This is a genomic window from Nocardioides deserti, from assembly GCF_014266025.1.
GTDB classification, from domain to species: domain Bacteria; phylum Actinomycetota; class Actinomycetes; order Propionibacteriales; family Nocardioidaceae; genus Nocardioides; species Nocardioides deserti.
Genome location: NZ_JACMYC010000013.1, coordinates 57,813 through 84,648 on the forward strand (window position 1 = coordinate 57,813; position 26,836 = coordinate 84,648).

23 protein-coding genes and 1 tRNA gene are annotated in these 26,836 nt (G+C 73.0%); 19 read left to right on the top strand and 5 right to left on the bottom strand.

Translation table 11 applies throughout. The features are described 5' to 3' along the window. Nucleotides 1–10: 10 nt before the first annotated feature. The 8 genes from rhaI to H7344_RS16585 all read left to right on the top strand — a co-directional run bounded on the left by rhaI (nucleotide 11) and on the right by H7344_RS16585 (nucleotide 11,184). Nucleotides 11–1,189, top strand: coding sequence for an L-rhamnose isomerase (gene rhaI / locus H7344_RS16550; RefSeq protein ID WP_186347108.1), 1,179 nt, complete (start codon nucleotides 11–13; stop codon nucleotides 1,187–1,189). Between the two features lie 4 nt (nucleotides 1,190–1,193). Continuing rightward, nucleotides 1,194–3,254, top strand: a complete 2,061-nt coding sequence (locus H7344_RS16555; protein WP_186347109.1) for a bifunctional aldolase/short-chain dehydrogenase — start codon at nucleotides 1,194–1,196, stop codon at nucleotides 3,252–3,254. A 52-nt stretch (nucleotides 3,255–3,306) separates the two neighbouring features. Continuing rightward, nucleotides 3,307–4,791, top strand: coding sequence for a rhamnulokinase (locus H7344_RS16560; protein ID WP_186347110.1), 1,485 nt, complete (start codon nucleotides 3,307–3,309; stop codon nucleotides 4,789–4,791). A gap of 14 nt (nucleotides 4,792–4,805) precedes the next feature. Further along, the gene (locus H7344_RS16565) at nucleotides 4,806–5,021 is read left to right on the top strand and encodes a helix-turn-helix domain-containing protein (protein ID WP_186347111.1); all 216 of its coding nucleotides are present in this window, start codon (nucleotides 4,806–4,808) and stop codon (nucleotides 5,019–5,021) included. 230 nt (nucleotides 5,022–5,251) lie between these two features. Next, a complete protein-coding gene (locus H7344_RS16570) occupies nucleotides 5,252–8,242 on the top strand; it encodes a glycosyl hydrolase (RefSeq protein WP_186347112.1) in 2,991 nt (996 codons plus the stop codon). A 25-nt stretch (nucleotides 8,243–8,267) separates the two neighbouring features. Beyond that, entirely contained in the window at nucleotides 8,268–9,056 is a 789-nt protein-coding gene (locus tag H7344_RS16575; RefSeq protein WP_186347113.1) for a (Fe-S)-binding protein, read from the top strand. After that, nucleotides 9,053–10,564, top strand: coding sequence for a lactate utilization protein B (locus H7344_RS16580; protein WP_186347114.1), 1,512 nt, complete (start codon nucleotides 9,053–9,055; stop codon nucleotides 10,562–10,564). Before H7344_RS16575 ends, H7344_RS16580 begins: the two co-directional genes overlap by 4 nt. Next, nucleotides 10,561–11,184 carry a LutC/YkgG family protein gene (locus tag H7344_RS16585; protein ID WP_186347115.1) on the top strand — a complete coding sequence of 208 codons (624 nt, stop codon included), beginning with the start codon at nucleotides 10,561–10,563 and terminating at the stop codon, nucleotides 11,182–11,184. Before H7344_RS16580 ends, H7344_RS16585 begins: the two co-directional genes overlap by 4 nt. A gap of 226 nt (nucleotides 11,185–11,410) precedes the next feature. Here H7344_RS16585 and H7344_RS16590 read toward each other — a convergent pair whose 3' ends face one another. After that, nucleotides 11,411–12,880, bottom strand: coding sequence for an MFS transporter (locus H7344_RS16590; protein ID WP_186347116.1), 1,470 nt, complete (start codon nucleotides 12,878–12,880; stop codon nucleotides 11,411–11,413). Between the two features lie 62 nt (nucleotides 12,881–12,942). On the opposite strand from H7344_RS16590, the gene H7344_RS16595 reads away from it, so the two are divergent. Continuing rightward, entirely contained in the window at nucleotides 12,943–13,437 is a 495-nt protein-coding gene (locus tag H7344_RS16595; protein ID WP_186347117.1) for a PadR family transcriptional regulator, read from the top strand. Nucleotides 13,438–13,518: 81 nt separating this feature from the next. On the opposite strand, the gene H7344_RS16600 is transcribed toward H7344_RS16595, so the two are convergent. The 3 genes from H7344_RS16600 to H7344_RS16610 all read right to left on the bottom strand — a co-directional run bounded on the left by H7344_RS16600 (nucleotide 13,519) and on the right by H7344_RS16610 (nucleotide 15,982). Further along, nucleotides 13,519–13,591 (bottom strand) — tRNA-Lys (locus tag H7344_RS16600). A 136-nt stretch (nucleotides 13,592–13,727) separates the two neighbouring features. Then, complete coding sequence (locus H7344_RS16605) at nucleotides 13,728–14,492, bottom strand: amino acid ABC transporter ATP-binding protein (protein ID WP_308423370.1); 765 nt, start codon at nucleotides 14,490–14,492, stop codon at nucleotides 13,728–13,730. After that, complete coding sequence (locus H7344_RS16610; RefSeq protein ID WP_186347118.1) at nucleotides 14,489–15,982, bottom strand: ABC transporter substrate-binding protein/permease; 1,494 nt, start codon at nucleotides 15,980–15,982, stop codon at nucleotides 14,489–14,491. Before H7344_RS16610 ends, H7344_RS16605 begins: the two co-directional genes overlap by 4 nt. 215 nt (nucleotides 15,983–16,197) lie before the next feature. Between H7344_RS16610 and H7344_RS16615 the strand changes: the two genes are divergently transcribed. The 8 genes from H7344_RS16615 (at nucleotide 16,198) to H7344_RS16650 (ending at nucleotide 23,429) form a co-directional block, all read left to right on the top strand. Beyond that, nucleotides 16,198–17,310, top strand: coding sequence for an SPFH domain-containing protein (locus tag H7344_RS16615; protein WP_186347119.1), 1,113 nt, complete (start codon nucleotides 16,198–16,200; stop codon nucleotides 17,308–17,310). 1 nt (nucleotide 17,311) lies between these two features. After that, nucleotides 17,312–18,595, top strand: coding sequence for a hypothetical protein (locus H7344_RS16620; protein WP_186347120.1), 1,284 nt, complete (start codon nucleotides 17,312–17,314; stop codon nucleotides 18,593–18,595). Between the two features lie 297 nt (nucleotides 18,596–18,892). Then, nucleotides 18,893–19,096 carry a cold-shock protein gene (locus H7344_RS16625; RefSeq protein ID WP_056863399.1) on the top strand — a complete coding sequence of 68 codons (204 nt, stop codon included), beginning with the start codon at nucleotides 18,893–18,895 and terminating at the stop codon, nucleotides 19,094–19,096. 226 nt (nucleotides 19,097–19,322) lie between these two features. Next, nucleotides 19,323–19,529 (top strand): hypothetical protein, encoded by a 207-nt coding sequence (locus H7344_RS16630; RefSeq protein WP_186347134.1) that lies wholly within the window; start codon nucleotides 19,323–19,325, stop codon nucleotides 19,527–19,529. A 142-nt stretch (nucleotides 19,530–19,671) separates the two neighbouring features. Continuing rightward, the gene (locus H7344_RS16635) at nucleotides 19,672–19,989 is read left to right on the top strand and encodes a metal-sensitive transcriptional regulator (protein WP_186347121.1); all 318 of its coding nucleotides are present in this window, start codon (nucleotides 19,672–19,674) and stop codon (nucleotides 19,987–19,989) included. 65 nt (nucleotides 19,990–20,054) lie between these two features. Further along, nucleotides 20,055–20,261, top strand: a complete 207-nt coding sequence (locus H7344_RS16640; protein ID WP_186347122.1) for a heavy-metal-associated domain-containing protein — start codon at nucleotides 20,055–20,057, stop codon at nucleotides 20,259–20,261. Beyond that, nucleotides 20,261–21,238: a hypothetical protein gene (locus tag H7344_RS16645; protein ID WP_186347123.1), complete on the top strand. Its 978-nt coding sequence runs from the start codon at nucleotides 20,261–20,263 to the stop codon at nucleotides 21,236–21,238. The genes H7344_RS16640 and H7344_RS16645 overlap by 1 nt, the downstream gene beginning before the upstream one ends. Then, a complete protein-coding gene (locus H7344_RS16650) occupies nucleotides 21,228–23,429 on the top strand; it encodes a heavy metal translocating P-type ATPase (RefSeq protein WP_186347124.1) in 2,202 nt (733 codons plus the stop codon). Before H7344_RS16645 ends, H7344_RS16650 begins: the two co-directional genes overlap by 11 nt. A 13-nt stretch (nucleotides 23,430–23,442) precedes the next feature. Here the strand turns inward: H7344_RS16650 and H7344_RS16655 are convergent, their stop codons facing one another. Next, nucleotides 23,443–24,492, bottom strand: coding sequence for a hypothetical protein (locus H7344_RS16655; protein ID WP_186347125.1), 1,050 nt, complete (start codon nucleotides 24,490–24,492; stop codon nucleotides 23,443–23,445). A 19-nt stretch (nucleotides 24,493–24,511) separates the two neighbouring features. On the opposite strand from H7344_RS16655, the gene H7344_RS16660 reads away from it, so the two are divergent. Beyond that, the gene (locus tag H7344_RS16660; protein ID WP_186347126.1) at nucleotides 24,512–25,387 is read left to right on the top strand and encodes an NUDIX hydrolase; all 876 of its coding nucleotides are present in this window, start codon (nucleotides 24,512–24,514) and stop codon (nucleotides 25,385–25,387) included. 164 nt (nucleotides 25,388–25,551) lie between these two features. Further along, nucleotides 25,552–26,601 carry a hypothetical protein gene (locus H7344_RS16665; protein WP_186347127.1) on the top strand — a complete coding sequence of 350 codons (1,050 nt, stop codon included), beginning with the start codon at nucleotides 25,552–25,554 and terminating at the stop codon, nucleotides 26,599–26,601. The last annotated feature ends 235 nt before the right edge of the window (nucleotides 26,602–26,836 follow it).

Genomic DNA, 26,836 nt, shown 5'->3' on the forward strand with positions numbered 1-26,836 from the left:
GGAGATGACAATGACTGACTTCGCCCAGGTCGCCGCCCAGCTCGAGGGCCAGGCCATCGAGCTGCCCTCGTGGGCGTTCGGCAACTCCGGCACCCGGTTCAAGGTGTTCGGCTCGCCCGGGACGGCGCGCACGGTGGAGGAGAAGATCGCCGACGCCGCGACCGTCCACCGGTTCACCGGCCTCGCGCCCTCCGTCGCCCTGCACATCCCGTGGGACCTCGTCGACGACTACGTCGCACTGCGGCGCTACGCGGAGGACCAGGGCGTGCGGCTGGGGACGATCAACTCCAACACCTTCCAGGACGACGACTACAAGCTCGGCGCCCTCACCCACACCGACGCCAAGATCCGCCAGAAGGCGATCGACCACCACTTCGAGTGCATCGACGTGATGGACGCGACCGGCTCGCGCGACCTGAAGATCTGGCTGGCCGAGGGCAGCAACTACCCGGGCCAGGCCGACCTGCGCGGCCGCCAGGACCGGCTGCACGAGTCGCTGTCGACGATCTACGACCGCCTCGGCGAGGACCAGCGGCTGGTGCTGGAGTACAAGTTCTTCGAGCCGGCCTTCTACCACACCGACGTCCCGGACTGGGGCACGTCGTACGTCCAGGTCGCCGCTCTCGGTGACCGCGCCGTGGTCTGCCTCGACACCGGCCACCACGCGCCCGGCACCAACATCGAGTTCATCGTCATGCAGCTGCTTCGCCTGGGGAAGCTCGGCTCGTTCGACTTCAACAGCCGCTTCTACGCCGACGACGACCTCATCGTCGGCGCGGCCGACCCCTTCCAGCTGTTCCGGATCCTCTTCGAGGTGATCCGGGGCGGCGGCTACGGGCCGGCCAACCCCGACGGGCACAGCGACGTCGCGTTCATGCTCGACCAGTGCCACAACATCGAGGCGAAGATCCCCGGCCAGATCCGGTCCGTGCTCAACGTCCAGGAGATGACCGCGCGGGCCCTCCTCGTCGACCGGGACGCGCTCACCGCCGCCCAGGAGGCCGGCGACGTGCTTGCCGCCAACGAGCTGTTCATGGACGCCTTCTCCACCGACGTCCGCGCCGACCTCGCCGCCTGGCGCGAGGAGCGCGGCCTCCCCGCCAACCCGATGCGCGCGTACGCCGAGTCGGGCCACCAGCAGCAGATCGAGGCGGACCGCATCGGCGGCACGCAGGCAGGATGGAACTGAGCAGATGACCGACTCCAGCACCGCGAACCAGACGAACCCGGCGGCCGCCGCGCTCATCGAGCGCTCCAACCGGCTCGGGGCCGACCCCAAGAACACCAACTACGCCGGCGGCAACACCTCGGCCAAGGGCACCCAGACCGACCCGGTCACCGGCGAGCCGGTCGAGCTGCTGTGGGTCAAGGGCTCCGGCGGTGACCTCGGCACGCTGAAGGAGCCCGGCCTCGCCGTGCTGCGCCTGGACCGGATGCGTGCCCTCGTCGACGTCTACCCCGGCGTCGAGCGTGAGGACGAGATGGTCGCGGCGTTCGACTACTGCCTGCACGGCAAGGGCGGCGCAGCTCCGTCGATCGACACGGCGATGCACGGCCTCGTCGACGCCGCGCACGTGGACCACCTGCACCCCGACTCCGGCATCGCGATCGCCACCGCCGCGGACGGCGAGGCGCTCACGAAGGAGATCTTCGGCGGGAAGGTCGTGTGGGTCCCGTGGCGCCGCCCGGGATTCCAGCTCGGCCTCGACATCGCCGCCATCAAGGCCGCCAACCCGAACGCGATCGGCTGCATCCTCGGCGGCCACGGCATCACCGCGTGGGGCGAGACCAGCGAGGAGGCGGAGGCCCGCTCGCTGTGGATCATCGACACCGCCGCCGACTACATCGCCGAGAACAGCAAGGCCGAGCCCTTCGGCCCCGCTCTCGAGGGGTACGCCGCGCTGCCGGACGCCGAGCGCCGCGCCAAGGCCGCCGCCCTCGCGCCGACCATCCGCGGGATCGCCTCGGCCGACCGGCCGATGGTCGGGCACTTCACCGACAGCACGGTCGTGCTCGACTTCCTCGCGCACGCCGAGCACCCCCGCCTGGCCGCGCTGGGCACCTCGTGCCCCGACCACTTCCTGCGCACCAAGGTCAAGCCGCTCGTGCTCGACCTGCCGGCGGACGCCCCGGTCGAGGACAGCATCGCCCGGCTCAAGGAGCTCGCGGTGTCCTACCGCGAGGACTACCAGGCCTACTACGACCGGCACGCCACCCCGGACAGCCCGGCCATCCGTGGCAAGGACCCGCTCATCGTGCTGGTCCCGGGCGTCGGGATGTTCTCGTTCGGCAAGGACAAGCAGACCGCACGCGTCGCCGGTGAGTTCTACGTCAACGCGATCAACGTGATGCGCGGTGCCGAGGGCCTCTCGACCTACGCCCCGATCGACGAGGCGGAGAAGTTCCGCATCGAGTACTGGGCGCTCGAGGAGGCCAAGCTCCAGCGGATGCCGAAGCCCAAGCCGCTCGCGACCCGCATCGCCCTCGTGACCGGTGCCGCCGGCGGCATTGGCAAGGCCACCGCCAAGCGGCTCGCCGCCGAGGGGGCCTGCGTCGTCGTGGCGGACCTGTCGCTGGAGAAGGCCGAGGCGGCCGCCGCGGAGATCGGCGGCCCGGACGTGGCGGTCGGCGTCGCTGCCGACGTGAGCAAGGGCGACGCGGTCCAGTCGATGGTCGACGCCGCGGTCCTCGCCTTCGGTGGACTCGACCTGGTCGTCAACAACGCCGGCCTGTCGCTGTCCAAGGCGCTCCTGGAGACGACCGAGGCCGACTGGGACCTGCAGCACGACGTCATGGCCAAGGGCTCGTTCCTGGTGTCCAAGGCGTCCGCGAAGGTGATGGTCGAGCAGGAGATGGGTGGCGACATCGTCTACATCTCGAGCAAGAACTCGATCTTCGCCGGGCCGAACAACATCGCGTACTCGGCCGCGAAGGCCGACCAGGCGCACCAGGTCCGCCTGCTCGCGGCCGAGCTGGGTGCGCACGGGATCAAGGTCAACGGCGTGAACCCCGACGGCGTCGTCCAGGGCTCGGGCATCTTCGCCGGCGGCTGGGGCGCCAACCGGGCCGCGGTCTACGGCGTGGAGGAGAAGGACCTGGGCAAGTTCTACGCCCAGCGCACGATCCTCAAGCGCGAGGTGCTGCCGGAGAACATCGCCAACGCGGTCTTCGTGCTCTGCAGCTCCGACCTGTCGCACACCACCGGCCTGCACGTGCCCGTCGACGCCGGCGTCGCGGCGGCGTTCCTGCGATGAATCACCCCACGAGATCGCTCCGCTGGCGCTCCACGATCCCGCGGGGACCCCGATGAGCGACGCGGTCCGGGTCGCCGCGGTCGACCTCGGTGCGACCAGCGGCCGGGTGATGGCCGGGCGGGTCGGGCCGCGCTCGCTGCACCTCGAGGAGGCGCACCGCTTCCCGAACGGAGGAGTGCGCGCGCACGGCTCGTTGTTCTGGGACGTGCTGGGCATCCACCGCGAGGTGCTGGCCGGCGTCAAGGAGGTGGCGCGCACGGGGCCGTTGGACGGGATCGGGATCGATTCCTGGGCGGTCGACTACGGCTTGCTCGACCGCGACGGCCACCTGCTCGGCAACCCCTACAGCCACCGCGACTCGCGCACCGACGGCGTCGCGGCGAGGGTGCTCCAGCAGGTGGGTGCGGAGGAGATGTACGCGACGACCGGGCTCCAGCAGCTGCCGTTCAACACGGTCTACCAGCTCGTGGCGGCCCGCGGGACGGCGGCGCTGGAGGCGGCCGAGACGCTGCTGCTGCTCCCGGACCTGCTCGGCTACTGGTTGACCGGTGCAGTGGGCGCCGAGCGCACCAACGCCTCGACCACCGGCCTGTACGACGTCCGCTCGCGCACGTGGGCCACGGACCTCGCCGCCCGGGTCGGCCTGCCCTGGGCGGTCCTCCCGCCGCTGCGCGAGCCGGGGGAGCTCGTCGGCACGGTCCTGCCCGAGGTCGCCGCCCAGCTCGGGTCGACGCCCGACCTGCCGGTGGTGGCGGTCGGCTCCCACGACACCGCGTCCGCGGTCGTCGGCGTGCCGGCGACCGAGGACGACTTCGCCTACATCTCCTCGGGCACCTGGTCGCTCGTCGGGCTCGAGCTGGAGAAGCCGGTGCTCACCGAGGCGGCGCGCCTGGCCGACTTCACCAACGAGGGCGGCGTCGACGGCACCGTGCGGTTCCTCAAGAACGTCATGGGCCTGTGGGTGCTCTCGGAGTCGGTCCGCTCGTGGGCCGACGAGCGGATCGCCGGCGCCGACCTGCCCTTCCTCCTGGCCGGCGCGGCCGACGCGCCGCCGCTGCGCACCGTCGTCGACATCAACGACCCCCGGCTGCTGCCGCCGGGCACGTCGGCCGCCACGAGCATGCCCGCGCGCATCGCGCGGCTCGCCGAGGAGGCCGGGGAGCCGGTGCCGCGCACGCCGGTCGCCGTCACCCGGTGCATCCTCGACAGCCTCGCCCTGGCCTACCGTCGCCACCTGCGCGCGGCGGCGGAGCTCGCGGGCCGAGCGCCGACGGTGGTGCACGTGGTCGGCGGGGGAGCGCAGAACCACCTGCTGTGCCAGCTGACGGCGGATGCCACCGGCCTGCCGGTGCTCGCCGGGCCGTCGGAGGCCGCAGCGCTCGGCAACGTGCTCGTGCAGGCGCGTGCCCTCGGTGCGGCGCTGCCGGACCTGGCTGCCATGCGCGACCTCGTGCGGCGCACCCACGAGCTGCACCGGTTCGAGCCCCGCTCGGGCCTGGACTGGGACGCCGCCGAGGCTCGCGTCGCGAGCAGCTGAGCGACCGCCGCGTCGTGAGCAGCTCTCCGGAGGAGTCGTGGCGCCCCGAGCTGCACGAGCGCGACCTCCTGGGGCTGCTCGCGCGCGGGCAGACCGTCGACGCCGCGGCGCGACAGCTCGGGATCTCCTCGCGCACGGCGCGCCGGCGGTTGCGAGCGCTCGCGGACGGCCTCGGCGTCGACACCACGATCGAGGTCGTGGTCCGGGCGGTGCGCGACGGGCACATCTGAGCTGCCTGCTGTCCGGATGCGGCCACGACCGCCCCGAGCCGTTGACGTGACGGCTGTCACGAACCTACTGTCGGGCCGCCGGGACCGCTGAAACGATTCATAGGATCGTGACGCGAGTGTCCACCGCAGGCCCGCCCTCGGGCCGCCGGTGTGCGCCGCGGGCCCGGACCGGCGCACCCCCGCGCGACACGAACCCCTGCCGCCGCACCACCCATCTTCCGGGAGATCCCATGAGCCAGCCCCCCACGCTCGCCGTCCGCCGTCGTTCGCTCTTCGGTGCCGCCGCAGCGGCCGCCGGTGTCGCCGCCGTGGTCGGCGGGACCACCACCGCGTCCGCCGCTCCGAGCAAGCCGCACCCCGGGTCGCTGCCTCGCGACCTGGTGAGGGCCTTCGAGGCGCCGGGCACGGAGACCGCCGCCGGCTTCCGCTGGTGGTGGCCGCACGGTGCGGTCGACCCCGTCGAGGTGGCCCGCGAGGTGGACCAGGTCGCCGACGCCGGCTTCGGCATCCTCGAGGTCGCCGACGTCACCCACTCGCTGCGGGCGCGCGACATCGAGATCGACCTCGACCGCTACGGCTGGGGCTCCCCTGCCTGGGTCGGGGGCGTCAAGGCGGCGCTCAGCCAGGGCGCCAAGCGCGACGTGCGCATCGACATCACCGTCGGCCCCTCGTGGCCCGCCGCGGTCCCGACCATCACCCCCGACGACGAGGCGGCGTGCACGGAGCTGGCGCACGGCCGCGCCGACGTCGCCGGCGGCACGACGTACGACGGCCCGGTGCCTGCGCCGCTCGAGGAGCCGCACGCCGGCGTGACCCGGCAGGACCTGCTGGCCGTGCAGGCCTTCCGCGCCGGGGCCACCGACCGCAACGGCACGCTGCTCCACCAGGACTCCTTGGTCGACCTGACCGCCGACGTCACCGACGGGCGGGTCCGCTGGACCGCCCCCGCCGAGGGCAGCTGGGTGGTCCTGTCGTACTGGGTGCGTGGTTCGGCCCAGGAGCCGGAGGCGGGCCCGCACACGAACCCCAAGTCCTACGTCGTCGACCACTTCTCCGCGGCCGGGTCCCGAGCGGTCATCTCGCTGTGGGAGGACCGGGTCCTCGACCGGGAGATGCGTCGACTGCTGGGCAAGGCTGGCGGCCACCTCTTCGAGGACTCCCTGGAGATCGAGACCGACACGACCATCTGGACGCCGCGGATGCTCGAGGAGTTCCGCGCGCGTGCCGGCTACGACCTGCTGCCGTTCCTCCCGGTCGTCGTCGAGCTGGACGAGAAGTACCAGTTCACCTTCGGCGGCACCGACACCACCCGGGTGCGCGACGACTTCAACCAGGTCCTCTCCGACCTCTATCGCGACCACCACCTGCTGCCGCTGCAGGCGTTCGCCCGTTCGCTCGGCATGGGCCTGCGCGTGCAGCCCTACGGCCTCGAGACCGACACCGTCGAGCACTCTGCGCTCGTCGACGAGCCGGAGACCGAGTCGCTGGGGTTCAAGAACCTCGACGACTACCGCGTGATGGCGGGCGGGCGCGACCTCGGCGGCCGCACCATCCTGTCCTCCGAGGCCGCCTGCTACTTCGGTGCGGCTTACCAGACCACCTGGGACCGCGCGCTGCAGACGCTCAACAGCATCTTCGCCGCCGGCGTGAACCAGGCAGTGCTGCACGGCTTCGCCTACGCCGACGCACCGGGTGTCACGTGGCCCGGCTTCGCCGCGTTCTCGCCTTACTACAACGGCGCGATCGGGTACGGCGAGGCCTGGGGCCCGCGGACCCCGCAGTGGCGGCACATGCCCGACGTCGCGGCGTACCTCGCCCGCACGCAGCTGGTGCTGCAGACCGGCCGCCCGACGTACGACATGGTCTTCCTGCGGCAGAAGGGCTGGGCCTCGACCGGCATCGGCCCGTTCTGGACCACCCGCGACGGCGTGCCGCTCGGCTGGAGCCACGGGTTCGCGACCGCGGCGGTCCTGGACCTGCCCGGCGTCGAAGTCCGTGACGGTGTGCTGGCGCCGGACGGTCCGGCGTACAAGGTGCTGATCGCGGGGCCGGACCAGTTCCGCGGACAGGAGGTGACCGTCGAGGTCGCCGCCGCCCGTCGGTTGCGTGACTTCGCCCGCGCCGGCCTGCCGATCGTGCTGCTCGGCGACTGGACGCAGGTCCAGCCCGTCGGGCTCGCGCAGGACGGCGAGATCGAGGAGGTCCGCAGGCTGCTGGCCGAGGTCATCGGCCGGCCGACCACCCGGGTGGTCGCCGACCAGAACGACATCCCGGGCGCACTGGCGGACCTCGGCATCGAGCGAGACGTCGTCCACGACTCCTCGACAGTGATGCACGTGCGCCGGGTCGTCGACGGCGTCGACCTGTACTACCTCGCCAACGCCAAGCACGCCGAGAACCGCAGGCTCTCCCGGGTCACCCAGGACGTGTGGCTGACCGCGAGCCGCGCGGACTCGGTGCCCTACGTCCTCGACGCCTGGACCGGCACGATCACTCCGGTCGCGGCGTACGAGCGTCAGGGCGACCGGGTGCGGGTCCACGTCGACCTGCTGCCCGGTCAGTCGACCGTCGTCGCGCTCGGACCCGCCCATCCCTCCGACCGCACCCCGGCCGTGGTCGCCTCGACCGGCGATGTCCGCCGCGACGACCGGTCGCTGCTGCTGCGGACCGCCACGGCCGGCCGGCACACCGCCACGCTGGCCACCGGACGCCAGCTGGCCACGACGGTCGACCGGGTGCGCGAGCCGGTCGTGCCGGGCCCGTGGGAGCTCGTGGTCGAGGACTGGCAGCCGGGCCGCACCGCCACCGACACCGTGCGCCCGTTGCGCCGCGCGGAGCTCACCACGCTCGCGCCGTGGTCGCAGGTGCCGGGGCTCGAGGACGTCTCCGGCGTCGGCCGCTACCGCACCATCATCGACCTCGGTGACGACTGGGGCAGCGAGGACGGCGCGCTGCTGGAGCTCGGCGAGGTCAACGACACCTTCCGGGTGACCGTCAACGGCAAGGCGCTGCCACCGTGCGACGTCCTCGACACCACCGTCGACCTCGGCCACCTGCTGCGTGCCGGGCGGAACGTCGTGGAGGTCGAGGTGACGAGCACGCTGATCAACCGACTGCGGACCGTGACCCCCGAGGTGTACGGCGTCGCCACGCGCCAGGCGTACGGACTGGTCGGCCCGGTGCGGGTCGTGCCCTACGTGGAGAGGAAGCTGACCAGCTGATGGACCGAGGTGCGAGGGTGGGGACATGCGCGTCGCGTTGATGGTCACCTGCGTCAACGACGCGATGTTCCCGGACACCGGCAAGGCGGTCGTGCGGCTGCTGCGCCGGCTGGGCGTGGACGTGGAGTTCCCGGCCGCGCAGACCTGCTGCGCGCAGCCGATGGTCAACACCGGCTACCTCGACGAGGCGGTGCCGGTGGTGCGGACCTTCGTCGACGCCTTCGCGGGGTACGACGCCGTCGTCACGCCCAGCGGCTCGTGCGCCGGCTCGGCGCGGCACCAGCACGGCCTGGTCGCGCGCCGCTCCGGCGACGCGGGCCTGGCCGCCGCGGTCGCGGAGACGTCCCCGAAGGTCTACGAGCTGACCGAGTTCCTCGTCGACGTCCTCGGCGTGGTCGACGTCGGCGCGTACTTCCCGCACACCGTCACCTACCACCCGACCTGCCACTCGCTGCGGATGCTCGGGGTGGGGGACCGGCCGCGCCGGCTGCTGGAGAACGTCCGCGGCCTGCGGCTGGTCGACCTGCCGCAGGCCGAGCAGTGCTGCGGGTTCGGCGGGACGTTCGCCGTGAAGAACGCCGACACCTCGGTGGCGATGGGGGCCGACAAGGCCCGTCACGTGCGCGGGACCGGCGCCGAGGTGCTGGTCGCGGGCGACAACTCCTGCCTGATGCACGTCGGCGGCGTGCTGTCGCGCCAGCAGGCCGGCGTACGCGTCGTGCACCTCGCCGAGGTCCTCGCCTCGACCGAGGAGGGGGTGGGCGGCCCGTCCGGCCACCCGCAGGTCGAGCGGGCTCGGGAGGAGCAGCGATGAGCGCCACCTTCGTCGGCATGCCGGCGTTCCCCACCGCCGCTCGCGGCGCGCTCGCCGACACCCAGCTGCGCCACAACCTCGCCCACGCCACCTCGACCATCCGCGCCAAGCGGGCGGCCGTCGTCGGCGAGGTCGAGGAGTGGGAGGAGCTGCGGCTCGCGGGGGCGGCCGTCAAGGAGGCCGCCCTGCGCGACCTCGACACCCACCTGGTCCGGCTCGAGGAGTCCCTGACCGCCCGCGGCGCCACGGTCCACTGGGCCCGTGACGCCGCCGAGGCCAACGAGATCGTCGCCCGGGTCGCCCGCGACCACGGCGCCGACGAGGTCGTGAAGGTCAAGTCGATGGCCACCCAGGAGATCGGGCTGAACGAGGCGCTCGCCGAGCACGGCATCGCCGCGTGGGAGACCGACCTCGCCGAGCTCATCGTCCAGCTCGGCGACGACCTGCCCAGCCACATCCTGGTTCCGGCCATCCACCGCAACCGGGCCGAGGTGCGCGAGATCTTCCTGCGCGCCATGGGCGACGTCGGCCGACCGGCGCCCGCCGACCTGACCGATGAGCCCGCCGTGCTCGCGGGCGCGGCGAGGGAGCACCTGCGGGAGAAGTTCCTGCGCGCCAAGGTCGCCGTCTCTGGCGCGAACTTCGCGGTCGCCGAGACCGGCACGCTGGTCGTGGTCGAGTCCGAGGGCAACGGCCGCATGTGCCTCACGCTGCCCGAGGTGCTCGTCAGCGTCGTCGGCATCGAGAAGGTCGTGCCGACCTTCGCGGACCTCGACCCGCTGCTCCGGCTGCTCCCGCGATCCTCCACCGGCGAGCGGATGAACCCCTACACCTCCACCTGGACCGGCGTCACGCCCGGCGACGGCCCGCAGGAGGTGCACGTCGTGCTCCTCGACAACGGCCGCACCCGCGCACTGGCCGACGACGTCGGCCGCCAGGCGCTGCGCTGCATCCGCTGCTCGGCCTGCCTCAACGCCTGCCCGGTCTACGAGCGGACCGGTGGGCACGCGTACGGCTCGGTCTACCCGGGGCCGATCGGCGCGATCCTCAACCCGCTGATGAAGGGCACCGGCCGGCCTGGCATCGAGGGGGAACAGACCGACTCGCTGCCCTACGCCTCGTCGCTCTGCGGCGCCTGCTTCGAGGTCTGCCCGGTCCGCATCGACATCCCCGAGGTGCTGGTCCACCTGCGCTCGAAGGTCGTCGACGGCCACCGCGGCGACACGGTCCCGAAGGCGGAAGCGGTGGCGATGAAGGCCGCGGCCTGGTCCTTCGGCGACAGTCGCCGGCTCGGCTGGGTCGAGAAGGCGTCCGGCGTCGCCGGCCGCGTGCTCACCCGCTTCGGGCGGACGACGTTGCCGGGCGGCCGCTCGGCGGCCGGCCGCATCGCCGGCCCGGGCGCATCCGCCTGGACCGGCGCCCGTGACCTGCCGGCGCCTCCGGCGGAGTCGTTCCGCGCCTGGTGGCGCCGCACCGACGGCGGTCGCGGCGAGGAGGGTTCCTCATGACGTCTGCCCGCGACGAGATCCTCGGTCGGGTGCGCTCCGCCCTGGCCGGGGTCGACCGGACCGCGCCGGAGGCGTCCGCGCCCCGGATCGCTCCCGTGCCCGACCTGGTCGGGCACTTCGCCGACCGGGTCGAGCACTACCGTGCCGTCGTCGAGCGGTGCACCCCCGCCGACCTCGAGGCGACCGTTGCCGCCGCCCTGGCGCGGCACCTGCCGGACGGGTCCGGCCGCGTCGTCGTGCCGGCGGGGCTGTCGTTCGAGGTGCCCGGTGCCGTCGTCGACGGTGCCGACGGCCCCGGCCTGAGCGCGCTGGAGCTCGACGCGGTCGACGCGGTCGTGACGGAAGCCGCGGTCGGTGTCGCCGAGACGGGCACGATCGTCCTCGACCACGGACCCGGTCAGGGCCGGCGGGCGATCACGCTCGTGCCCGACCGGCACGTGTGCGTCGTCCGCGCCGAGCAGGTGGTCCCCGACGTGCCGGACGCGCTCGAGCGGCTGGACGCCGCTCGTCCGATGACCTGGATCAGCGGCCCCTCGGCCACCAGCGACATCGAGCTGGACCGGGTCGAGGGCGTGCACGGCCCCCGCACGCTGCACGTCGTCGTCGTCGACCACGCCTGACCCGACGGCGGACACCACCCTCGACCGGGAGCTCGAGGCGATGGCCGAGACCTTCGGCTGGACCCGGGGCACCCACGACGCGGTCCAGCTGAGCGCGTCGCGCGGCGTTCCCCGTCGACCGGTCTGACCTCGACCCGACATCGGCGGTGGGGCAGGCCCAGGGTCATGCACGCCGCGAGCCCGCCCCCGGGCTCGGTGGACCGCGCATCCCGGCGGCACGCGGGTGTCAGGTCGCGCCCGCCGCTGCCCGCGAGGCAGGAGCGGCCGACCGACCCGCCTGGGAGGGGCCGTCCTCGGCGGTGAGGGTGGGAGTCGGGAGCCGGTCGCGGAGACCCACCAGGGCGAGAGCCGCGACGACTGCTCCCGTGCCGGCCACCCACGCGACGCCGTGACCCGTGGCAGCCGCCGCCTCGTGGGTCGTCGCGTGGCTGCGGTACAGCGCGTCCGCGGCGGTGAGGGCGACGACCCCGACGACCTGGCGGCCGAGCAGCAGCGTCCCCATCGCTGCTCCGAGGTCGCCGGGAGCGGTGGTGCGGCCGATGGCGATCTGCAGGCCGGAGAGCGCCGGGCCCATCCCCAGGCCGAGGAGCGCCATCGACGCCAGTGGTGCCCATGTGGGGGAGTCGCCGCTGAGGAGGGCGAACCCCCCGGCACCGATGAGAGCGACCGCGCCGGCCACGAGGAGGGGGCCGCGTACGTCGAGGCGGCGCACCACCGCCACCGCCCCGATGTTGACACCGATCAGGAGGCCGATGAGCAGTGGGTACACCCGCAGGCCCGACCCGGTGGCGCTGGTCCCCTGGTCGAGCTGGTACCAGCGCGGGACCAGCAGGACGCAGGCGTACAGGCCGGTCGTGGCGAACGCGCCGGCGAGGATGAGCGACCCGGAGACGCGGTCGGTCAACACCCTCAAGGGGATGACGGGCGCGACCGCCCGGCGCTCGACGAACGTGAAGAACGTCAGGCCGACCAGACCGAGGACGACGGCTCCGCCTGTGGTCGCGCTCGTCCAGGAACCGAGTTCCTGGTGCCGGTTGACACCGACCAGGACGGCTCCGACCGACAACGACAGCGCTGCGATGCCGAGGACGTCCAGGGGCGTCTCCCGCGACTCACGGCGCCCGAACGCTGCAGGAAGCGCCAGGCTCACCGCGACCATGGCGACCAGGCCGATGGGGACGTTGACCAGGAACGCCCAGCGCCACCCCACGGTGTCGGTGAGCAAGCCGCCGACCAGGGGCCCGGCCACGAAGCTGAACCCCATGACGGCGCTGATGGCTGCCTGGCCGGCGCCGCTGCGGCCGGCCCCCGACAGCTCGCTGACGACGATGAACGACAGCGCCTCCAACGCCGCTGCACCGACGCCCTGGACGGCGCGGCCGGCCGTGAGCACCGGCATGGACCCAGCCACCGCGCACACGGTCGAACCGGCGACGAAGAGTCCCATCCCGGTGAGGAGCACCCGCTGCCGGCCGTGACGGTCCGAGAGCCGGGCCGCCACCGTGAGCAGCACCGTGGCAGGGACGAGATAGGCCGTGAAGGCCCAGACGTACCAGCCCGGGCCTCCCAGGTCGTCGACGATCCCCGGGAGCGCGGTGCCCACGATCGTCTGGTCGAGCATCGCGAGGAGGAGGCCGGACACCACCGCCGCCCACAGCAGGGCGCGGCGCCGGATCGGCTGGTCAGCAGGGTTCACATGTGAAAAGTGACATGTTGGAAACGACATGTCAATCGAGATGTCGACGGTAGGGTCCGATCATGTCTCTGCGCCACGCGGTCCTCGGCCTGCTCGCTCGCAGTCCGTCGACGGGCTACGAGCTGACCCGTAGGTTCGACCTCTCGCTGCGAACCGCCTGGCACGCGCAGCACAGCCAGATCTATCCCGCGCTCGCCAAGCTCGAGGAAGCCGGCATGGTCGAGGTGGTGGCACGTGGTGCCCGCAACAGCAAGACCTACGACATCACTGATGCGGGTCGCGAGGAGCTCGAGCGGTGGCTGGTCCTTGAGGAGCCGGATCGCAGCCAACGCAACGAGAGTGCCCTGCGGCTGTTCCTCGGTCAGCTGCTCGCACCCGACGAGCGACGAACGGTCTTCGACCGGGACCTGGCCTACGTCGAGCAGCAGGACCGCGAGCTGCGGGCGCTGCGCGACGCGCTCGAACCGGACGAACCGTTCGCCGCCCAGGTCGACCTCGGCCTGCGCACCAACCGCGTCCTCATCGACTGGCTCCGTGAGCAGGCGGAAAGGACCTGACCTGCAGCGCGACGGTGTGCCGAGGGGGATCGACGTCGTCGGCGGGTTGTCTTGCCCATGTTGCGAGCGACCCGCGTCAGGTAGGCCCCGTGGGACTCGAACCCACAACCAAGAGATTAAAAGTCTCCTGCTCTGCCCATTGAGCTAGGGGCCCGCGACGCGGCGTCGCCGTGCGGCGAGCGCGTCACGGGGAGGGTAGCCCGGCGGCGGCCGGCCCCCACGCCCAGGCCGCCCCGCCCCGGCTGCCCTCCGCTCGGCGGCGCTGGACCAGGGCGCCGGCGCCAGCCGCGTCAGCCCGCGTCGAGCACCCGGCTGAGGAACCGCCGGGTCCGCTCCTCCCTCGGGTCGGTGAGCACCTCGGCGCCGCCGCGCTCGGCGACCCGGCCGCCGTCGAGGAACAGCACCTGGTCGGCGACGTCGCGGGCGAAGCGGACCTCGTGGGTGACGATGACGAGAGTCCAGCCCTGCTCGGCGAGGTCGCGGACGACGTCGAGCACCTCGCCGACCAGCTCGGGGTCGAGCGCGGAGGTGGGCTCGTCGAGCAGCAGCACCTCCGGCCGCAGCGCGAGCGCCCGGGCGATGCCGACCCGCTGCTGCTGGCCGCCGGAGAGCTGTGAGGGGTAGGCGTCCTCCCGACCGGCCAGGCCGACCTGAGCCAGCAACGCGCGGGCGTCCTCGGTGGCCTCCTCCCGGTCCCGGCCCTGCACGTGCACCGGGCCCTCGAGGAGGTTCTGCAGGACGGTCTTGTGCGGGAAGAGGTGGTGGGACTGGAAGACCATGCCGCTGCGGGCGCGCAGCGCCTTGACCGCACGGCGGTACGCCGCCTTGCCGGCCGGTGGGTCCGCGAAGTTCAGCCGTGCGTCACCGATGCGCACCGTCCCGGCGTCGGGGGCCTCCAGGACGTTCAGGGACCGCAGCAGGGTCGTCTTGCCCGAGCCCGACGGTCCGAGGACCGCGGTCGCGGTGCCCGCGGTGGCGGTGAAGTCCACCCCGCGCAGGACCCGCTGCTCGGCGAAGGACTTCTCCAGCCCGTGGACCTCGATCAGCTCACTCATGCCACGTACCTGCTCAGTCGTCGTTCGAGCGGCCCCTGCGCCAGGCTGACGAGGTAGCAGACCACCCAGAAGTACAGGGCCGCGAGCGCGTAGAGCGGGAGGTACTCGAACGTGGCGCCCGCCGTCACCTGGGCCTCCCGGAAGAGCTCGGGCACGAGGACGAGGGAGGCCAGCGAGGTGTCCTTGATGAGCGAGAGCAGTGTGTTGGAGAGCGGCGGGACGGCGATCCGGGCGGCCTGGGGGAGGACGATGCGCCGCATCGACCGGCCGTAGTCCATGCCGATGACCGTGGCGGCCTCGTACTGCCCGCGAGGGACGGACAGGATCGCGGCGCGCAGGATCTCCGCGGCGTAGCCGCCGACGTTGAGGCTGAGCGCGATGATCGCCGCGGGGTAGGGGTCGAGGTCGACACCGAGCTGCGGCAGGCCGAAGAACACGATGAACAGCTGCACCAGCAGGGGCGTGCCGCGGATGACCGAGATGTAGACCCGCGCGGTCCAGTCCAGGAGGCGGATGCCGGAGAGGCGGGCGAGGGCCGCGGCCAGTCCGAGCGCGAGGCCGAGGACGAAGCTCGCCAGGGTCAACGGCACGGTGCCGCGCAGCAGACCGACGAACATCGGCCACGCCGTGTCCTGGACGACCTCCGACCGGGTCCGGGTGTCGGAGGCCTCCACGTCCACGTCGGTGGTGCCGCCCTCGACGGTCACGTCGGCGCCGAAGTAGTCCTCCGAGATCTGCTCGAGCGTGCCGTCCTCCCGCAGCGCCGCGAGGGCGTCGTCGGCCTCCTGGCGCAGCTCCGCGTCGGCCTTCGTGAAGGCCAGCGCCTGCGCCAGGACCTCGTCGCCGGCCGGGCCGGCGATCTTCACCTCGTCGCTGCCGGAGGTCGCGAGGTAGTCGAGCACCGCGATGTTGTCGTTGACGATCGCGTCGACGCGGCCCTGGACGAGCAGCTCGACGCCCGGGCCGAAGTCCTGGACGTAGTCGATCTCCGCGCCGGCGTCCTTGGCCACCGCCGCCCAGTTGCTGCTCGCGGTCTGCGCGGTCGTCCGTCCCTCGAGGTCCTCGAGGGTGGTGATGTCGTCGGTGTCCGAGGCGGTGACGATGACGCCACGGGAGTAGGTGTACGGCGTGCTGAACAGGTAGCGCGCCTCGCGCTCGGGCGTGACGGTCACCTGGTTGGCGATGACGTCGAGCCGCCCGGTGTCCAGGGCGGGGAAGAGCGCGTCGAACGGTGCCTCGGTGAACCGCAGGTCCCAGCCCGCCTCCTCCGCAACGGCCCGGACGACGTCGACGTCGAAGCCGGTCAGCTCGTTGGACTCGGGGTCGCGGTAGCTGAACGGCGGGTAGACCCCCTCCGTGCCGACGCGTACGACGCGGGGCTGGTCGCCGTCGACGGTGGCGGCGGCCGGACCGAGGCCCAGGGGCAGGCCGAGCAGCACGCCGCAGACCACCAGGGGCAGCAGGAGCAGGCGGACCGACGGCACGACCATGCCGTACCCCTCCGGACCCTAGGGGACTCTCTCCCGAACCCCGTCGCGGGAGGCCGCCTCCGGCACGCCGGAGCCGGGTGCGCGCGTTCCCGGTCGGCCCGGCGCCATCCGCCGTACGATCCCGACGAACGCACACGCCGTGCGCCGACGGCCCGACCGGACCGTGTGCGGCGCCGACCGCGGCCGTCAGGCCGACACAGGAGGGCACTCGGCACATGGGCTTCATGGACAAGGTCCGGGGACAGTTCATCGACATCGTCGAGTTCCTCGACGACACGCGGGACACGATCGTGTGGCGGTTCCCGCGGCAGGGGAACGAGATCAAGATGGGCGCCCAGCTCGTCGTCCGCGAGGGCCAGATGGCGGTGTTCGTCGACGAGGGCCAGATCGCGGACGTCTTCTCGCCGGGCACCTACGAGCTGACGACCGAGAACATCCCGATTCTCAGCACGCTCAAGGGCTGGAAGTACGGGTTCAACTCGCCCTTCAAAGCGGAGGTCTACTTCGTCGGGACCCGGCAGTACACCGACATGAAGTGGGGCACGCAGAACCCCTTCACCGTCCGCGACGCCGAGTTCGGCATCGTGCGGCTGCGCGCCTTCGGCACCTACGCGCTGCGCGTCACCGATCCCTCGGCGCTGCTGCAGCAGCTGGTCGGCTCGGACCCCGACTTCGTGACCGGCGAGGTCGAGGAGTTCCTCCGCCAGGTCATCGTCGAGGCGGTCACCACCGCGCTGGCCGGCGCCGGGATCCCGATGCTCGACCTCGCCGCCAACCAGGCCGAGATTTCCAAGACCCTCGTCGGGACGCTGTCGGCGAGCCTGGCGGAGTACGGCATCGCGCTGCCGCGCTTCGTCATCGAGAACATCTCCGTCCCGCCGGAGGTCGAGAAGGCGCTCGACAAGCGCAGCCAGATGGGCATCGTCGGCGATCTCGGCGCCTTCACCCAGTTCCAGGCGGCGACCGCGCTCGAGGACGCAGCGAACAACCCCGGCGCCGCCGGCTCCGGCGCGGGCATGGTCGTCGGCATGGGGCTCGGACAGGCCGCAGCGGGCGCCGTCGCCGGTGCCGGGCAGGCCGCCGCTGCGCCCGTCGCCCCCGCGGGACCGCCACCGCTCCCGGGCGCGCAGTGGTACGTCGCGTTCGATGGCCAGCAGGCCGGCCCGTTCGCCGCCGCCGCCCTGCCTGCCAAGGTCGCCGGCGGCCAGCTGAGCGCCGAGACGCTGGTCTGGCGCGACGGGATGGCCGCGTGGCAGCCCGCCGGCCAGGTCCCCGACCTCGCGGGCCTGTTCGCCGCGACCCCGCCGCCGCTCCCGCCGCAGGCCTGAGATGACCGGTACGCCGCCGCCGCTCCCGCAGACCGGTCCCGGGGAGCCGCCGCCGCTCCCGCCGCAGGCTGCGGCGCCCGACGCGACGTCCGACGCCGGGCCGGCTCGGGTGGACCCGGCGGACGTGCTGTTCGCGTCCTGCCCCTCGTGCGGCTCGCAGGTCACCTACGCGCCCGGCACGACGGTGCTGACCTGCGGCGCGTGCGGAGCGTCCCGCACCATCGAGGCCGGCGAGGACACCACGGTCGACGAGCACTCCTTCGAGGACTGGATCGCCGCCAACGCCCACGTCCGGGTCGCCTCGCTCGGCGGGCAGGTCCTGCGCTGCGAGGGGTGCGGCGCCCAGGTCGAGACCACCGACCTGGCCGAGACCTGCCAGTTCTGCACCGGCCACCTCGTGGTGCTCTCGTCGCCCGACGGCCTCGTCGCGCCCGAGGGGGTCGTGCCGTTCGCGGTCGCGAAGGACGGGGCCCAGGCGGCGTTCAAGGAGTGGGTGGGCTCGCGCTGGTTCGCGCCGACCTCGCTGAAGAAGGTCGGCAGCGCCCACTCGCTCCAGGGCACCTACGTGCCGCACTGGACCTTCGACGCCCGGACGAGCAGCCACTACACCGGCAAGCGCGGCGACCACTACTACGTCACCCGCACCCGGACCGTCTCCGACGGCAACGGCGGCACGCGGACCGAGACCTACCAGGACCGCGAGACCCGCTGGTCCCGGGCCTCCGGCCGGGTGGCGCGGGACTTCGACGACGTGCTGGTGCCGGCGACGACCCGGCTCGACCCGAAGCGCCTCGACGAGATGGGTCCGTGGCAGCTCGACACCGGGGTGGCGTACCAGCCGGAGTACCTGTCGGGGTACTCCGCGCTGCGCTACGACGTCGACCCGCAGGACGGCTCGCAGACCGCACGCGCCGAGATGGCCGAGGTCATCGAGGACGACGTCCGTCGCGACATCGGCGGCGACGAGCAGCGCATCTCGCGGGTCGACACCTCCTACGCCTCGGTGATGTTCAAGCTGGTGCTGCTGCCGTTGTGGCTGGCGACGTACACCCATGGCGGCAAGCAGTGGCAGGTCATGGTCAACGCCAACACCGGCAAGGTGACCGGTGACCGTCCGTGGTCGGCCGTCAAGATCACCTTGGCGGTCCTCGCCGCGATCATCGTGCTGACCACCATCGTGGTGCTGGTCGTGCAGGCCCGGGAGGGCTCCTCGGGCGGCGCGCCGGCCGGCTGGGAGACGGGGACCAGCCGGTCCTCCGGAGTCCCGGTGCCCGGCTCTCCGTAGGTCTCCCGGACGTCTCCGGGGGGCCTGTCAGGGGTCTCCGTCACGCCCCCGTCGCACGACCTTCACGTGCTGCTTTCACAGAAGTCGCTCCGAAAGGTTTGCAACCGGCCCAGGCTTGGTACTGTCGTGCCTGCAACAGGTGCAAGTTCCAGCTGGTCTGACGCCCGCGGAGTTTGTGATCCAACGGCGTTTCTGTTCTGTGGTGCAACCAATCACGGGTCGGAGCGACGTGTCACCGCATCTGGTGCGGGCCGCCGAGGTGGCGGCTCTCGCCCCGACGAAAGAGGAATGAGCACAATGGCTCAGGGCACCGTGAAGTGGTTCAACGCTGAGAAGGGCTTCGGCTTCATCGCGCAGGAGGACGGCGGCGACGACGTCTTCGTGCACTACTCGGCGATCCAGACCCAGGGCTACAAGTCCCTGGACGAGAACCAGAAGGTCGAGTTCGACGTGACCCAGGGCCCCAAGGGTCCCCAGGCCGAGAACGTCCGCCCCGTCTGATCCCTGCGAGCTTCGCTCGTAGCAGCACGGAGCGCCGGGCAGCACCTGCCCAGGTCTCACACGAGGCCCCACCCGCACGGGTGGGGCCTCGTGCCATTTCGTGCCCCGTCCGCGACCTCGCGTCCCGGGCCGGCGGGAGCCGGATCGGGTCGGGACGGAACCACCCGTCCGGGCCACGGTGGCGCGGAAGGTTTGACCGTAGAGTGGCGCGGGAAGGTGAGTGCGGATGAGCGAGGAACGACAGGCCACGAGCGGGCAGACGGAGGCGGGCGTGCACGACCAGTTCGACGTGACGCTCGAGGACGCCGACCTGCTCGGTGAGGTCGAGCTGACCACCAACCTGATCATCGCCGCGAGCGAGTCCGAGGAGCACCTGAGCAACGACGAGATCGACCGCATCCTCGGCGTCGCCCCGCCGCGTCGCGAGGACTGACGCAAGGACTGACGCCGTCGCCACGGCGTACCCACGCCGGCGCACCCGAGCCCGCCCGACCACCCGGTCCGGCGGGCTCGTCGCATGTCTGGTTCGTCACGCGGGCTTGGATAGGGGTACCCCCTACGGGTATAGTCGAGGTATGGACGACCAGACCCCAGCACCCGGGCACGAGCACCAGCACGGCTACCTGTCGCAGAAGGACGACTTCCTCAAGCGGCTGCGCCGCATCGAGGGGCAGGCGCGCGGGCTGCAGCGGATGGTGGAGGAGGAGCAGTACTGCATCGACATCCTCACCCAGGTCTCCGCGATGACGAAGGCCCTCCAGGCGGTCTCGCTCGGCCTGCTGGACGAGCACCTGCGCCACTGCGTCGTCGACGCGGCGCGCGCCGGGGACGCCGAGGGCGCCGAGAAGGTCGAGGAAGCCATGGCCGCGATCACGCGCCTGGTGAAGTCCTGAGCACGACCACCAGCACGACCACCAGCACGACCACCAGCACCGAGCACCTGCACCGAGGAGACGAGATGAGCACGAGCACCACCTGGACCGTCACCGGCATGACCTGCGCCCACTGCGAGGCGTCGGTCCGCGAGGAGATCGGCGAGCTCGCCGGGGTCGAGTCGGTCACCGCCGACCACACCAGCGGCGAGGTCGTGGTCACCAGCGCCGAGCCGATCGAGCGGTCCGCGGTCGCGGCAGCGGTGGCCGAGGCCGGGTACGAGCTGACCTGATGCGTACGTCGACGCGGGTCGCCGGCTTCGTCGCCGTGCTGGCCCTGGTCCTGGCGGCCGGCTGGGCCGGTGGTCGCTGGCTCGGCCCGGACGAGGACACGGTGGCCGCCGACTCCGCGGGCCACGGCCACGCGGACGACGCCACGGCCGGGTCCGCCGGCGGGTCCGCGGGCGGGCACGGCGACCACGGTGAGCACGGCGCGGCTGTCGCCGCCGGGCTCCAGGTCAGCGAGCACGGCCACACGCTGACCCTCGCCGAGGACACGCTGCCGGCGGGCCGGCAGGAGCTCGCCTTCACGATCGAGGGCGAGGACGGGCCGGTGACGGCGTACGACGTCGCGCACGAGAAGGAGCTGCACCTCATCGTGGTGCGGCGGGACCTGACCGGCTTCCAGCACGTCCACCCGACGATGGACGCCGACGGCACCTGGCGGGTCGACGTCGACCTCGAGCCGGGCCCGTGGCGGGTCTTCGCCGACTTCAAGCCGACCGGCGGCGAGGCGCACGTGCTGGGCGCGGACCTGTTCGTGCCGGGTGGCTTCGAGCCCGAGCCGGTGGGGGAGCAGCAGCTCGCCGCGAGCGTCGACGGGTACGACGTGAACCTCGGCGGCGGCTTCACGGTCGGCGCCGCGTCGACCCTGACCGCGACGGTGAGCAAGGACGGCGAGGTCGTGGACCTCGAGCCGTACCTCGGCGCCACCGGCCACCTGGTCGCGCTGCGCGCCGGCGACCTCGGCTACCTCCACGTGCACCCGGAGGACACCGACCGGGCCGAGTTCGCCACGGCGTTCCCGTCGGTGGGGACCTATCGGCTGTTCCTCGACTTCAAGCACGGCGGTGTGGTGCGGACCGCCGCCTTCACCGTGCAGGTCGAGGGCGCCGGCCACGACCACGGCACGCACAGCCACGGCGACGAGGGCGAGCACGAGGGCGGCCACAAGAACGGAAGCGAGGACGGGCACAGCCATGACCACTGACGTCGAGCTCGCGATCTCCGGGATGACGTGCGCCTCGTGCGCCAACCGGATCGAGCGCAAGCTGAACAAGCTCGACGGCGTCGAGGCGAGCGTCAACTACGCGACCGAGAAGGCCCGCGTGCGCTTCGGCGAGACCGTCACCCCGGAGGACCTCCTGCGCACGGTCGAGGCAGCCGGCTACTCCGCCGCGCTGCCGCCGGAGCGCACCGACGAGCCGCAGGACGAGCCCGACCGGGGTGACCCGGAGCTGGACGCGCTGCGCAACCGGTTGGTGGTCAGCGCGCTGCTGACCGTGCCGGTCATCGCGATGGCGATGGTGCCGGCGCTGCAGGTCGAGCACTGGCAGTGGCTCTCGCTCACGCTGGCCGCGCCGGTCGCGGTGTGGGGTGCCTGGCCCTTCCACCGGGCGGCGGTCACCAACGCCCGGCACGGCGCGACGACGATGGACACGCTGGTCTCGGTCGGCGTGACCGCGGCGTTCGGCTGGTCCCTGGTCGCCCTGCTTTGGGGCAGCGCCGGTGCCCCGGGGATGACGCACGCGTTCGAGCTGAGCGTGGACCGTACGGACGGGCTGTCGAACATCTACCTCGAGACCGCCGCCGGCGTCACGACGTTCCTGCTCGCCGGTCGGTGGTTCGAGAAGCGGTCCAAGCGCCGCGCCGGTGACGCCCTGCGTGCGCTGCTCGACCTCGGCGCGAAGGACGTCGTCGTGCTGCGCGACGGCGTGGAGACCCCGCTGCCCGCCGACCGGCTAGTCGTCGGCGACGTGTTCGTCGTGCGGCCGGGGGAGAAGGTCGCGACGGACGGCGTGGTGGAGAGCGGTACGTCGGCGGTGGACGCCTCGATGCTCACCGGCGAGCCGGTGCCGGTCGAGGTCGGCCCCGGCGACGCCGTCACCGGCGCGACCGTCAACGCGGGCGGGCGGCTCGTCGTCCGCGCCACCCGCGTCGGCTCCGACACCCGGCTCGCGCAGATGGCGCGGCTGGTCGAGGAGGCGCAGAGCGGCAAGGCCCGCGCCCAGCGGCTGGCCGACCGCGTCTCCGGGGTGTTCGTGCCGATCGTCATCGCGCTGGCCGTCGGCACGCTCGGGTTCTGGCTCGGCACCGGCGTCGAGACCTCGGCCGCGTTCGCCGCGGCGGTCTCGGTGCTGATCATCGCCTGCCCGTGCGCGCTGGGCCTGGCCACGCCGACCGCGTTGCTCGTCGGCACCGGCCGGGGCGCGCAGCTGGGCATCCTGGTCCGCGGGCCGGAGGCGCTCGAGCAGACCCGCCGCGTCGACACGGTCGTGCTCGACAAGACCGGCACGGTCACCACCGGGCGGATGACGCTGGTCGACGTGGTCGCCGCCGACGGCACCGACCCCGCGGACGTACGCCGCCTGGCCGGCGTGCTCGAGTCGGCCTCGGAGCACCCGATCGCGCGGGCGGTCGCCGACGGCCACACCGGCGCGGTCGAGGACTTCGCGAACCTGCCCGGCCGCGGGGTCCGCGGCTCCGTCGACGGGCACGACGTCGTGGTCGGCCGGCCCGCGCTGCTGGCCGAGCTCGGACACCCGCTGCCGGACCCGCTCGTCGACGCGGTCGACCGGGCCGAGGCGGCCGGACGCACGGCGGTGGCCGTCGCCTGGGACGGTGCGGCACGCGGCGTACTCGTGGTGGCGGACGGGGTCAAGGACACCTCGGCCGAGGCGGTCGAGCGGTTCCGGGCGCTCGGGCTCGCGCCGGTGCTGCTGACCGGCGACAACGAGCGCGCCGCCCGGGCCGTGGCGCGCGAGGTCGGGATCGACGACGTGGTCGCCGGGGTCATGCCGGAGGACAAGGTCGAGCACGTGCGCCGGCTGCAGGCCGAGGGCCGCGTCGTCGCGATGGTCGGCGACGGGGTCAACGACGCCGCCGCGCTCGCGCAGGCCGATCTGGGCATCGCGATGGGTGCCGGCACCGACGTCGCCATCGAGGCCAGCGACCTGACCCTGGTGCGCGGGGACCTGCGGGTCGCCGCGGACGCCGTACGGCTCTCGCGCCGCACGCTCGGCACCATCCGGTCGAACCTGGTGTGGGCGTTCGGCTACAACGTCGCCGCGCTGCCGCTGGCCGCTGCCGGCCTGCTCAACCCGATGCTGGCGGGGGCGGCGATGGCGCTGTCGTCGGTGTTCGTGGTGGCCAACAGCCTGCGGCTGCGGACGTTCCGGTAGCCCGTCAGCGCGGTCAGCAGGTGGCGAAGAGGACCGGGCCGGTCGAGAGGTCGCTCAGCACGTAGCTGCCCTCGACCGGCTCGAGGTCCATCGTCACGACGTTGCCGTCGGCGGCGACGCGGCCGAGGTCGAAGCGGTCCGCGAAGTCGCCGCCCTGGCCCGGCGCCGGTCCCGCCGCCAGCGTGGCCCGGGCGTCGGCGTCCTGCCGGGCGCGGTCGTCGTCCTCCAGCGCCATGGCGACGCGTACGTCGCCGCCGGGCCGGAACCCCATGACGAAACCGGTCAAGGGGTGCACCCCGCCGGCCTCGTCCACCAGCCGCTCGCCCTCGGCGGCGTCGGCGGGGTCGGCCTGGCCCATGGCCAGCGCGCTGCACGCGTTGTCGCCGGTGTAGACGGCCGCGGCGAGCAGGTCGCCCGCCCGGTCGACCGCGTCCTCGACGCCGTCGGCCACGCCGCGGTCGGCGTCGCGCTCGACCAGCCCGCGCAGGTAGTCGGCCTTGTCGCTGCTCAGCACGAGGTCGTCGTCCTCGTCGAGCGCGACGTGCGCGAGCTCGGGGGTGACGCCGACGCCCGCGACGAGGTCGTCGCCGCCGGTCCACACGTCGGTGTGGTCCTCGGGCTCGTCGTACCCCAGCTCGCGCAGGCGGTCCGCGACCGCCTCCGTCCCGCCGTCGGGGACGCGCATGACCACGACCGCGCCGTCGGCGCCCTGGCTGAACAGCTCCCACTCGAGGCTGGCGGGGGAGAAGCCGTACCGGCTCTGCAGCGGCTCCGCGCTCTCCACCAGCGCCGACGTGGTGGCGAGGTCGGCGTCGAAGGCGTCGTCGAGCATCGCCCGGACGTCGTCGTTCGGTGAGTCGGCGTCGACATCGCTGCCGAGCTCGGCGCGGACCGCGGCCCAGTCGGTGAAGGAGAACCGCTCCGCGTCCGCCGGCGCGAGGGACATCGCCCGCTGCAGGTCGGTCGTGTCGCGCTGTGCCCACCAGCGCCAGCCGGCGAACGCCGCTGCCGCGACGACGACGAGAGCGACGGCGACCGCCACCCATCTCCACGGCCTCGGCACGGGTGTGAGACTAGCCGCCATGGACGTGCAGTCCGCCGGAGCGGTCGTGCTCCGGCGCATCGACGGGCGCAGGTCGGTGCTGCTGGTGCACCGACCGAGGTACGACGACTGGTCCTTCCCCAAGGGCAAGCTCGATCCCGGCGAGCACGCGGCGGTGGCCGCCGTGCGCGAGGTGGCCGAGGAGACCGGCCTGCCGGTGCGGCTCGGGCCGCCGCTGCCCACCCAGCGCTATCCCGTCGTCGGCCGCTCGGGCGCCGCCCGGACGAAGACCGTGCGCTACTGGCTCGGCCGGGTGCTCCCCGATGCGCCGCTCGACGTCTCCGGCCACACCTGCGGCGACGAGATCGACCGGGTCGCGTGGGTGCCGCTGTCGGAGGCGCCCGGGCGGATGACCTACGACTACGACCGCGCCACGTTGACCGCCGCGCTCGCCGTCCCACGCGGGTCGGTGCCGCTCGTGGTGCTGCGCCACGGTCAGGCCCACCCGCGCAAGCAGTGGGCCGAGGACGACCGGCTCCGCCCGCTCGCCCCCGCCGGACGCGGCGAGGCACTCGCCCTCGCGCCGCTGCTCACGGCGTACGGCGTCGCCTCGGTGGTCACCTCGCCGTCGGTCCGCTGCGTCGAGACCGTCCTGCCGTACGCCGGCGCCGCGGGCCTGCCGCTCCGTGAGGAGCCGGTGCTCACCGAGGAGGACGCCACCCCCGACGGCGTACGCCGCCTCGTCGACTCGCTGCTCGACGCCCGCTCGCCGGTGGTCCTGTGCACCCACCGCCCCGTGCTCCCGCACGTCCTCGCCGCCCTCGACCTCCCCGACCCGCATCTGGACCCCGCCTCCGCCCTCGTCGTCCACCACTCCCGCCGCTCCGTCGTCGCCTCCGAGGTCATCTCGCCCTGACCCCGCCGGCGGGGTAGTAGCGGGCAGAAACGTCCGTCACGGGGGTAGTAACGGTCAGAAGCGTCCGTTACTACCCCGACGACCGCCCTCGCACCGGCGCTGCGACCGGAAGGGCCTGTGGATGAGTGCCGACGGCGGACGGCGGATCCGGCCACGATGGCGGGATGCCGACCACGCCGCGACCCGAGCCGTTCCATCCGGCGCGCCCGCACGTGCTGCGGCCGATGCGGATCGACCCGGACGGCCGTACCGGTCCGCCGCCGAGCCGCGCGTACGGCCGCGCCTGGAGACAGACGACGCGCGGCTACTTCCTGCCGGCCGACCTGCCGGTCACCGTCGAGCAGCGGATCGCCGAGGCGGGCATGGTGCTGCCGGCGTACGGCGGCGTCACGGGGTGGGCGGCCCTGCGCTGGATGGGCGCGGAGTACTTCGGCGACGCGATCGACAGCCCGTCCCGGCCGGTGGTGCTGGCCGTGCTGCGGAAGGCGGTCCGCGAGCAACCGGGCCTGCAGGTGACGTCCGAGCGGATCGCGCCCGAAACGCCTGAGGTCGTCGACGGACTGGCCGTCACGACGGCGGCGCGCTCGGTGTGCTTCGAGATGCGGTACGCCGCCGACGTGCGCGCTGCGACGGTCGCCTTCGACATGGCCGCTGCTGCGGACCTGGTCAGCCGGGCGGAGGCGCAGGCCTACGCCGACACGTTGAACGGGTGGATCGGGATCCCGCAGTGTCGGGCGGCGATCGCGCTCGGGTCGGAGAACAGCTGGTCCCCGATGGAGGTCGAGATGCGGCTGGTGTGGGAGATCGATGCCGGGCTGCCGACGCCGCTGATGAACACGCCGGTCTTCGACCGGGCGGGCCGGCACATCGGCACCCCGGACCTGCTCGACGTGGAGGCCGGTGTGGTCGGGGAGTACGACGGAGCGCTCCACCTGCAGCGCCGGCGACGGACGGCCGACATCAACCGGGAGCACGAGTTCCGCCGAGCCGGGCTGGAGTACTTCACCATGACCGCGGCCGACCGCGTCGACCCGTTGCGGACGGTGGTGCCGCGGATGCTCCAGACCCGGGTGCGTGCCCGGTTCGAGCCGGAGGACACCCGGGGCTGGACCGCCGACCCGCCTGCCTGGTGGACCCCCACCACCACCGTCGACCAGCGTCGCCGTCTGGGCGAGCAGGACCGCCGCCGGTTGCTGCGCGGCCGCGCTGGTTGACGGGCACCCGTCCCACGCCCGCCCGCTCGGTCCGGTTCCATCGGGGACGTCGTCGGGGTAGTAACGGACGAAAATGACCTCCGCCGGGGTAGTAACGGACGATTCTGGCGGCGGTTTCAGGCGGTCGTTGCACCACGCTTGATCTCGTGGCCGCAGAGTAGTTCTTCGAACCGTTCGGCTGGGGTGGCCCAGTCGAGTGTCTTGCGGGGTCTGTTGTTCAGTTCGGTGGCGACGT

Excerpts from the sequence above, each read along its gene's own strand:
- H7344_RS16615 (WP_186347119.1), top strand. The coding sequence starts at position 16,198 with ATGGGCTTCATGGACAAGGTCCGGGGACAGTTCATCGACATCGTCGAG.
- rhaI (WP_186347108.1), top strand. The coding sequence starts at position 11 with ATGACTGACTTCGCCCAGGTCGCCGCCCAGCTCGAGGGCCAGGCCATC.
- H7344_RS16580 (WP_186347114.1), top strand. The coding sequence starts at position 9,053 with ATGAGCGCCACCTTCGTCGGCATGCCGGCGTTCCCCACCGCCGCTCGC.
- H7344_RS16575 (WP_186347113.1), top strand. The coding sequence starts at position 8,268 with ATGCGCGTCGCGTTGATGGTCACCTGCGTCAACGACGCGATGTTCCCG.
- H7344_RS16610 (WP_186347118.1), bottom strand. The coding sequence starts at position 15,982 with ATGGTCGTGCCGTCGGTCCGCCTGCTCCTGCTGCCCCTGGTGGTCTGC.
- H7344_RS16640 (WP_186347122.1), top strand. The coding sequence starts at position 20,055 with ATGAGCACGAGCACCACCTGGACCGTCACCGGCATGACCTGCGCCCAC.
- H7344_RS16585 (WP_186347115.1), top strand. The coding sequence starts at position 10,561 with ATGACGTCTGCCCGCGACGAGATCCTCGGTCGGGTGCGCTCCGCCCTG.
- H7344_RS16630 (WP_186347134.1), top strand. The coding sequence starts at position 19,323 with ATGAGCGAGGAACGACAGGCCACGAGCGGGCAGACGGAGGCGGGCGTG.
- H7344_RS16650 (WP_186347124.1), top strand. The coding sequence starts at position 21,228 with ATGACCACTGACGTCGAGCTCGCGATCTCCGGGATGACGTGCGCCTCG.
- H7344_RS16645 (WP_186347123.1), top strand. The coding sequence starts at position 20,261 with ATGCGTACGTCGACGCGGGTCGCCGGCTTCGTCGCCGTGCTGGCCCTG.
- H7344_RS16665 (WP_186347127.1), top strand. The coding sequence starts at position 25,552 with ATGCCGACCACGCCGCGACCCGAGCCGTTCCATCCGGCGCGCCCGCAC.
- H7344_RS16570 (WP_186347112.1), top strand. The coding sequence starts at position 5,252 with ATGAGCCAGCCCCCCACGCTCGCCGTCCGCCGTCGTTCGCTCTTCGGT.
- H7344_RS16560 (WP_186347110.1), top strand. The coding sequence starts at position 3,307 with ATGAGCGACGCGGTCCGGGTCGCCGCGGTCGACCTCGGTGCGACCAGC.
- H7344_RS16595 (WP_186347117.1), top strand. The coding sequence starts at position 12,943 with ATGTCTCTGCGCCACGCGGTCCTCGGCCTGCTCGCTCGCAGTCCGTCG.
- H7344_RS16620 (WP_186347120.1), top strand. The coding sequence starts at position 17,312 with ATGACCGGTACGCCGCCGCCGCTCCCGCAGACCGGTCCCGGGGAGCCG.
- H7344_RS16625 (WP_056863399.1), top strand. The coding sequence starts at position 18,893 with ATGGCTCAGGGCACCGTGAAGTGGTTCAACGCTGAGAAGGGCTTCGGC.
- H7344_RS16605 (WP_308423370.1), bottom strand. The coding sequence starts at position 14,492 with ATGAGTGAGCTGATCGAGGTCCACGGGCTGGAGAAGTCCTTCGCCGAG.
- H7344_RS16635 (WP_186347121.1), top strand. The coding sequence starts at position 19,672 with ATGGACGACCAGACCCCAGCACCCGGGCACGAGCACCAGCACGGCTAC.
- H7344_RS16660 (WP_186347126.1), top strand. The coding sequence starts at position 24,512 with ATGGACGTGCAGTCCGCCGGAGCGGTCGTGCTCCGGCGCATCGACGGG.
- H7344_RS16555 (WP_186347109.1), top strand. The coding sequence starts at position 1,194 with ATGACCGACTCCAGCACCGCGAACCAGACGAACCCGGCGGCCGCCGCG.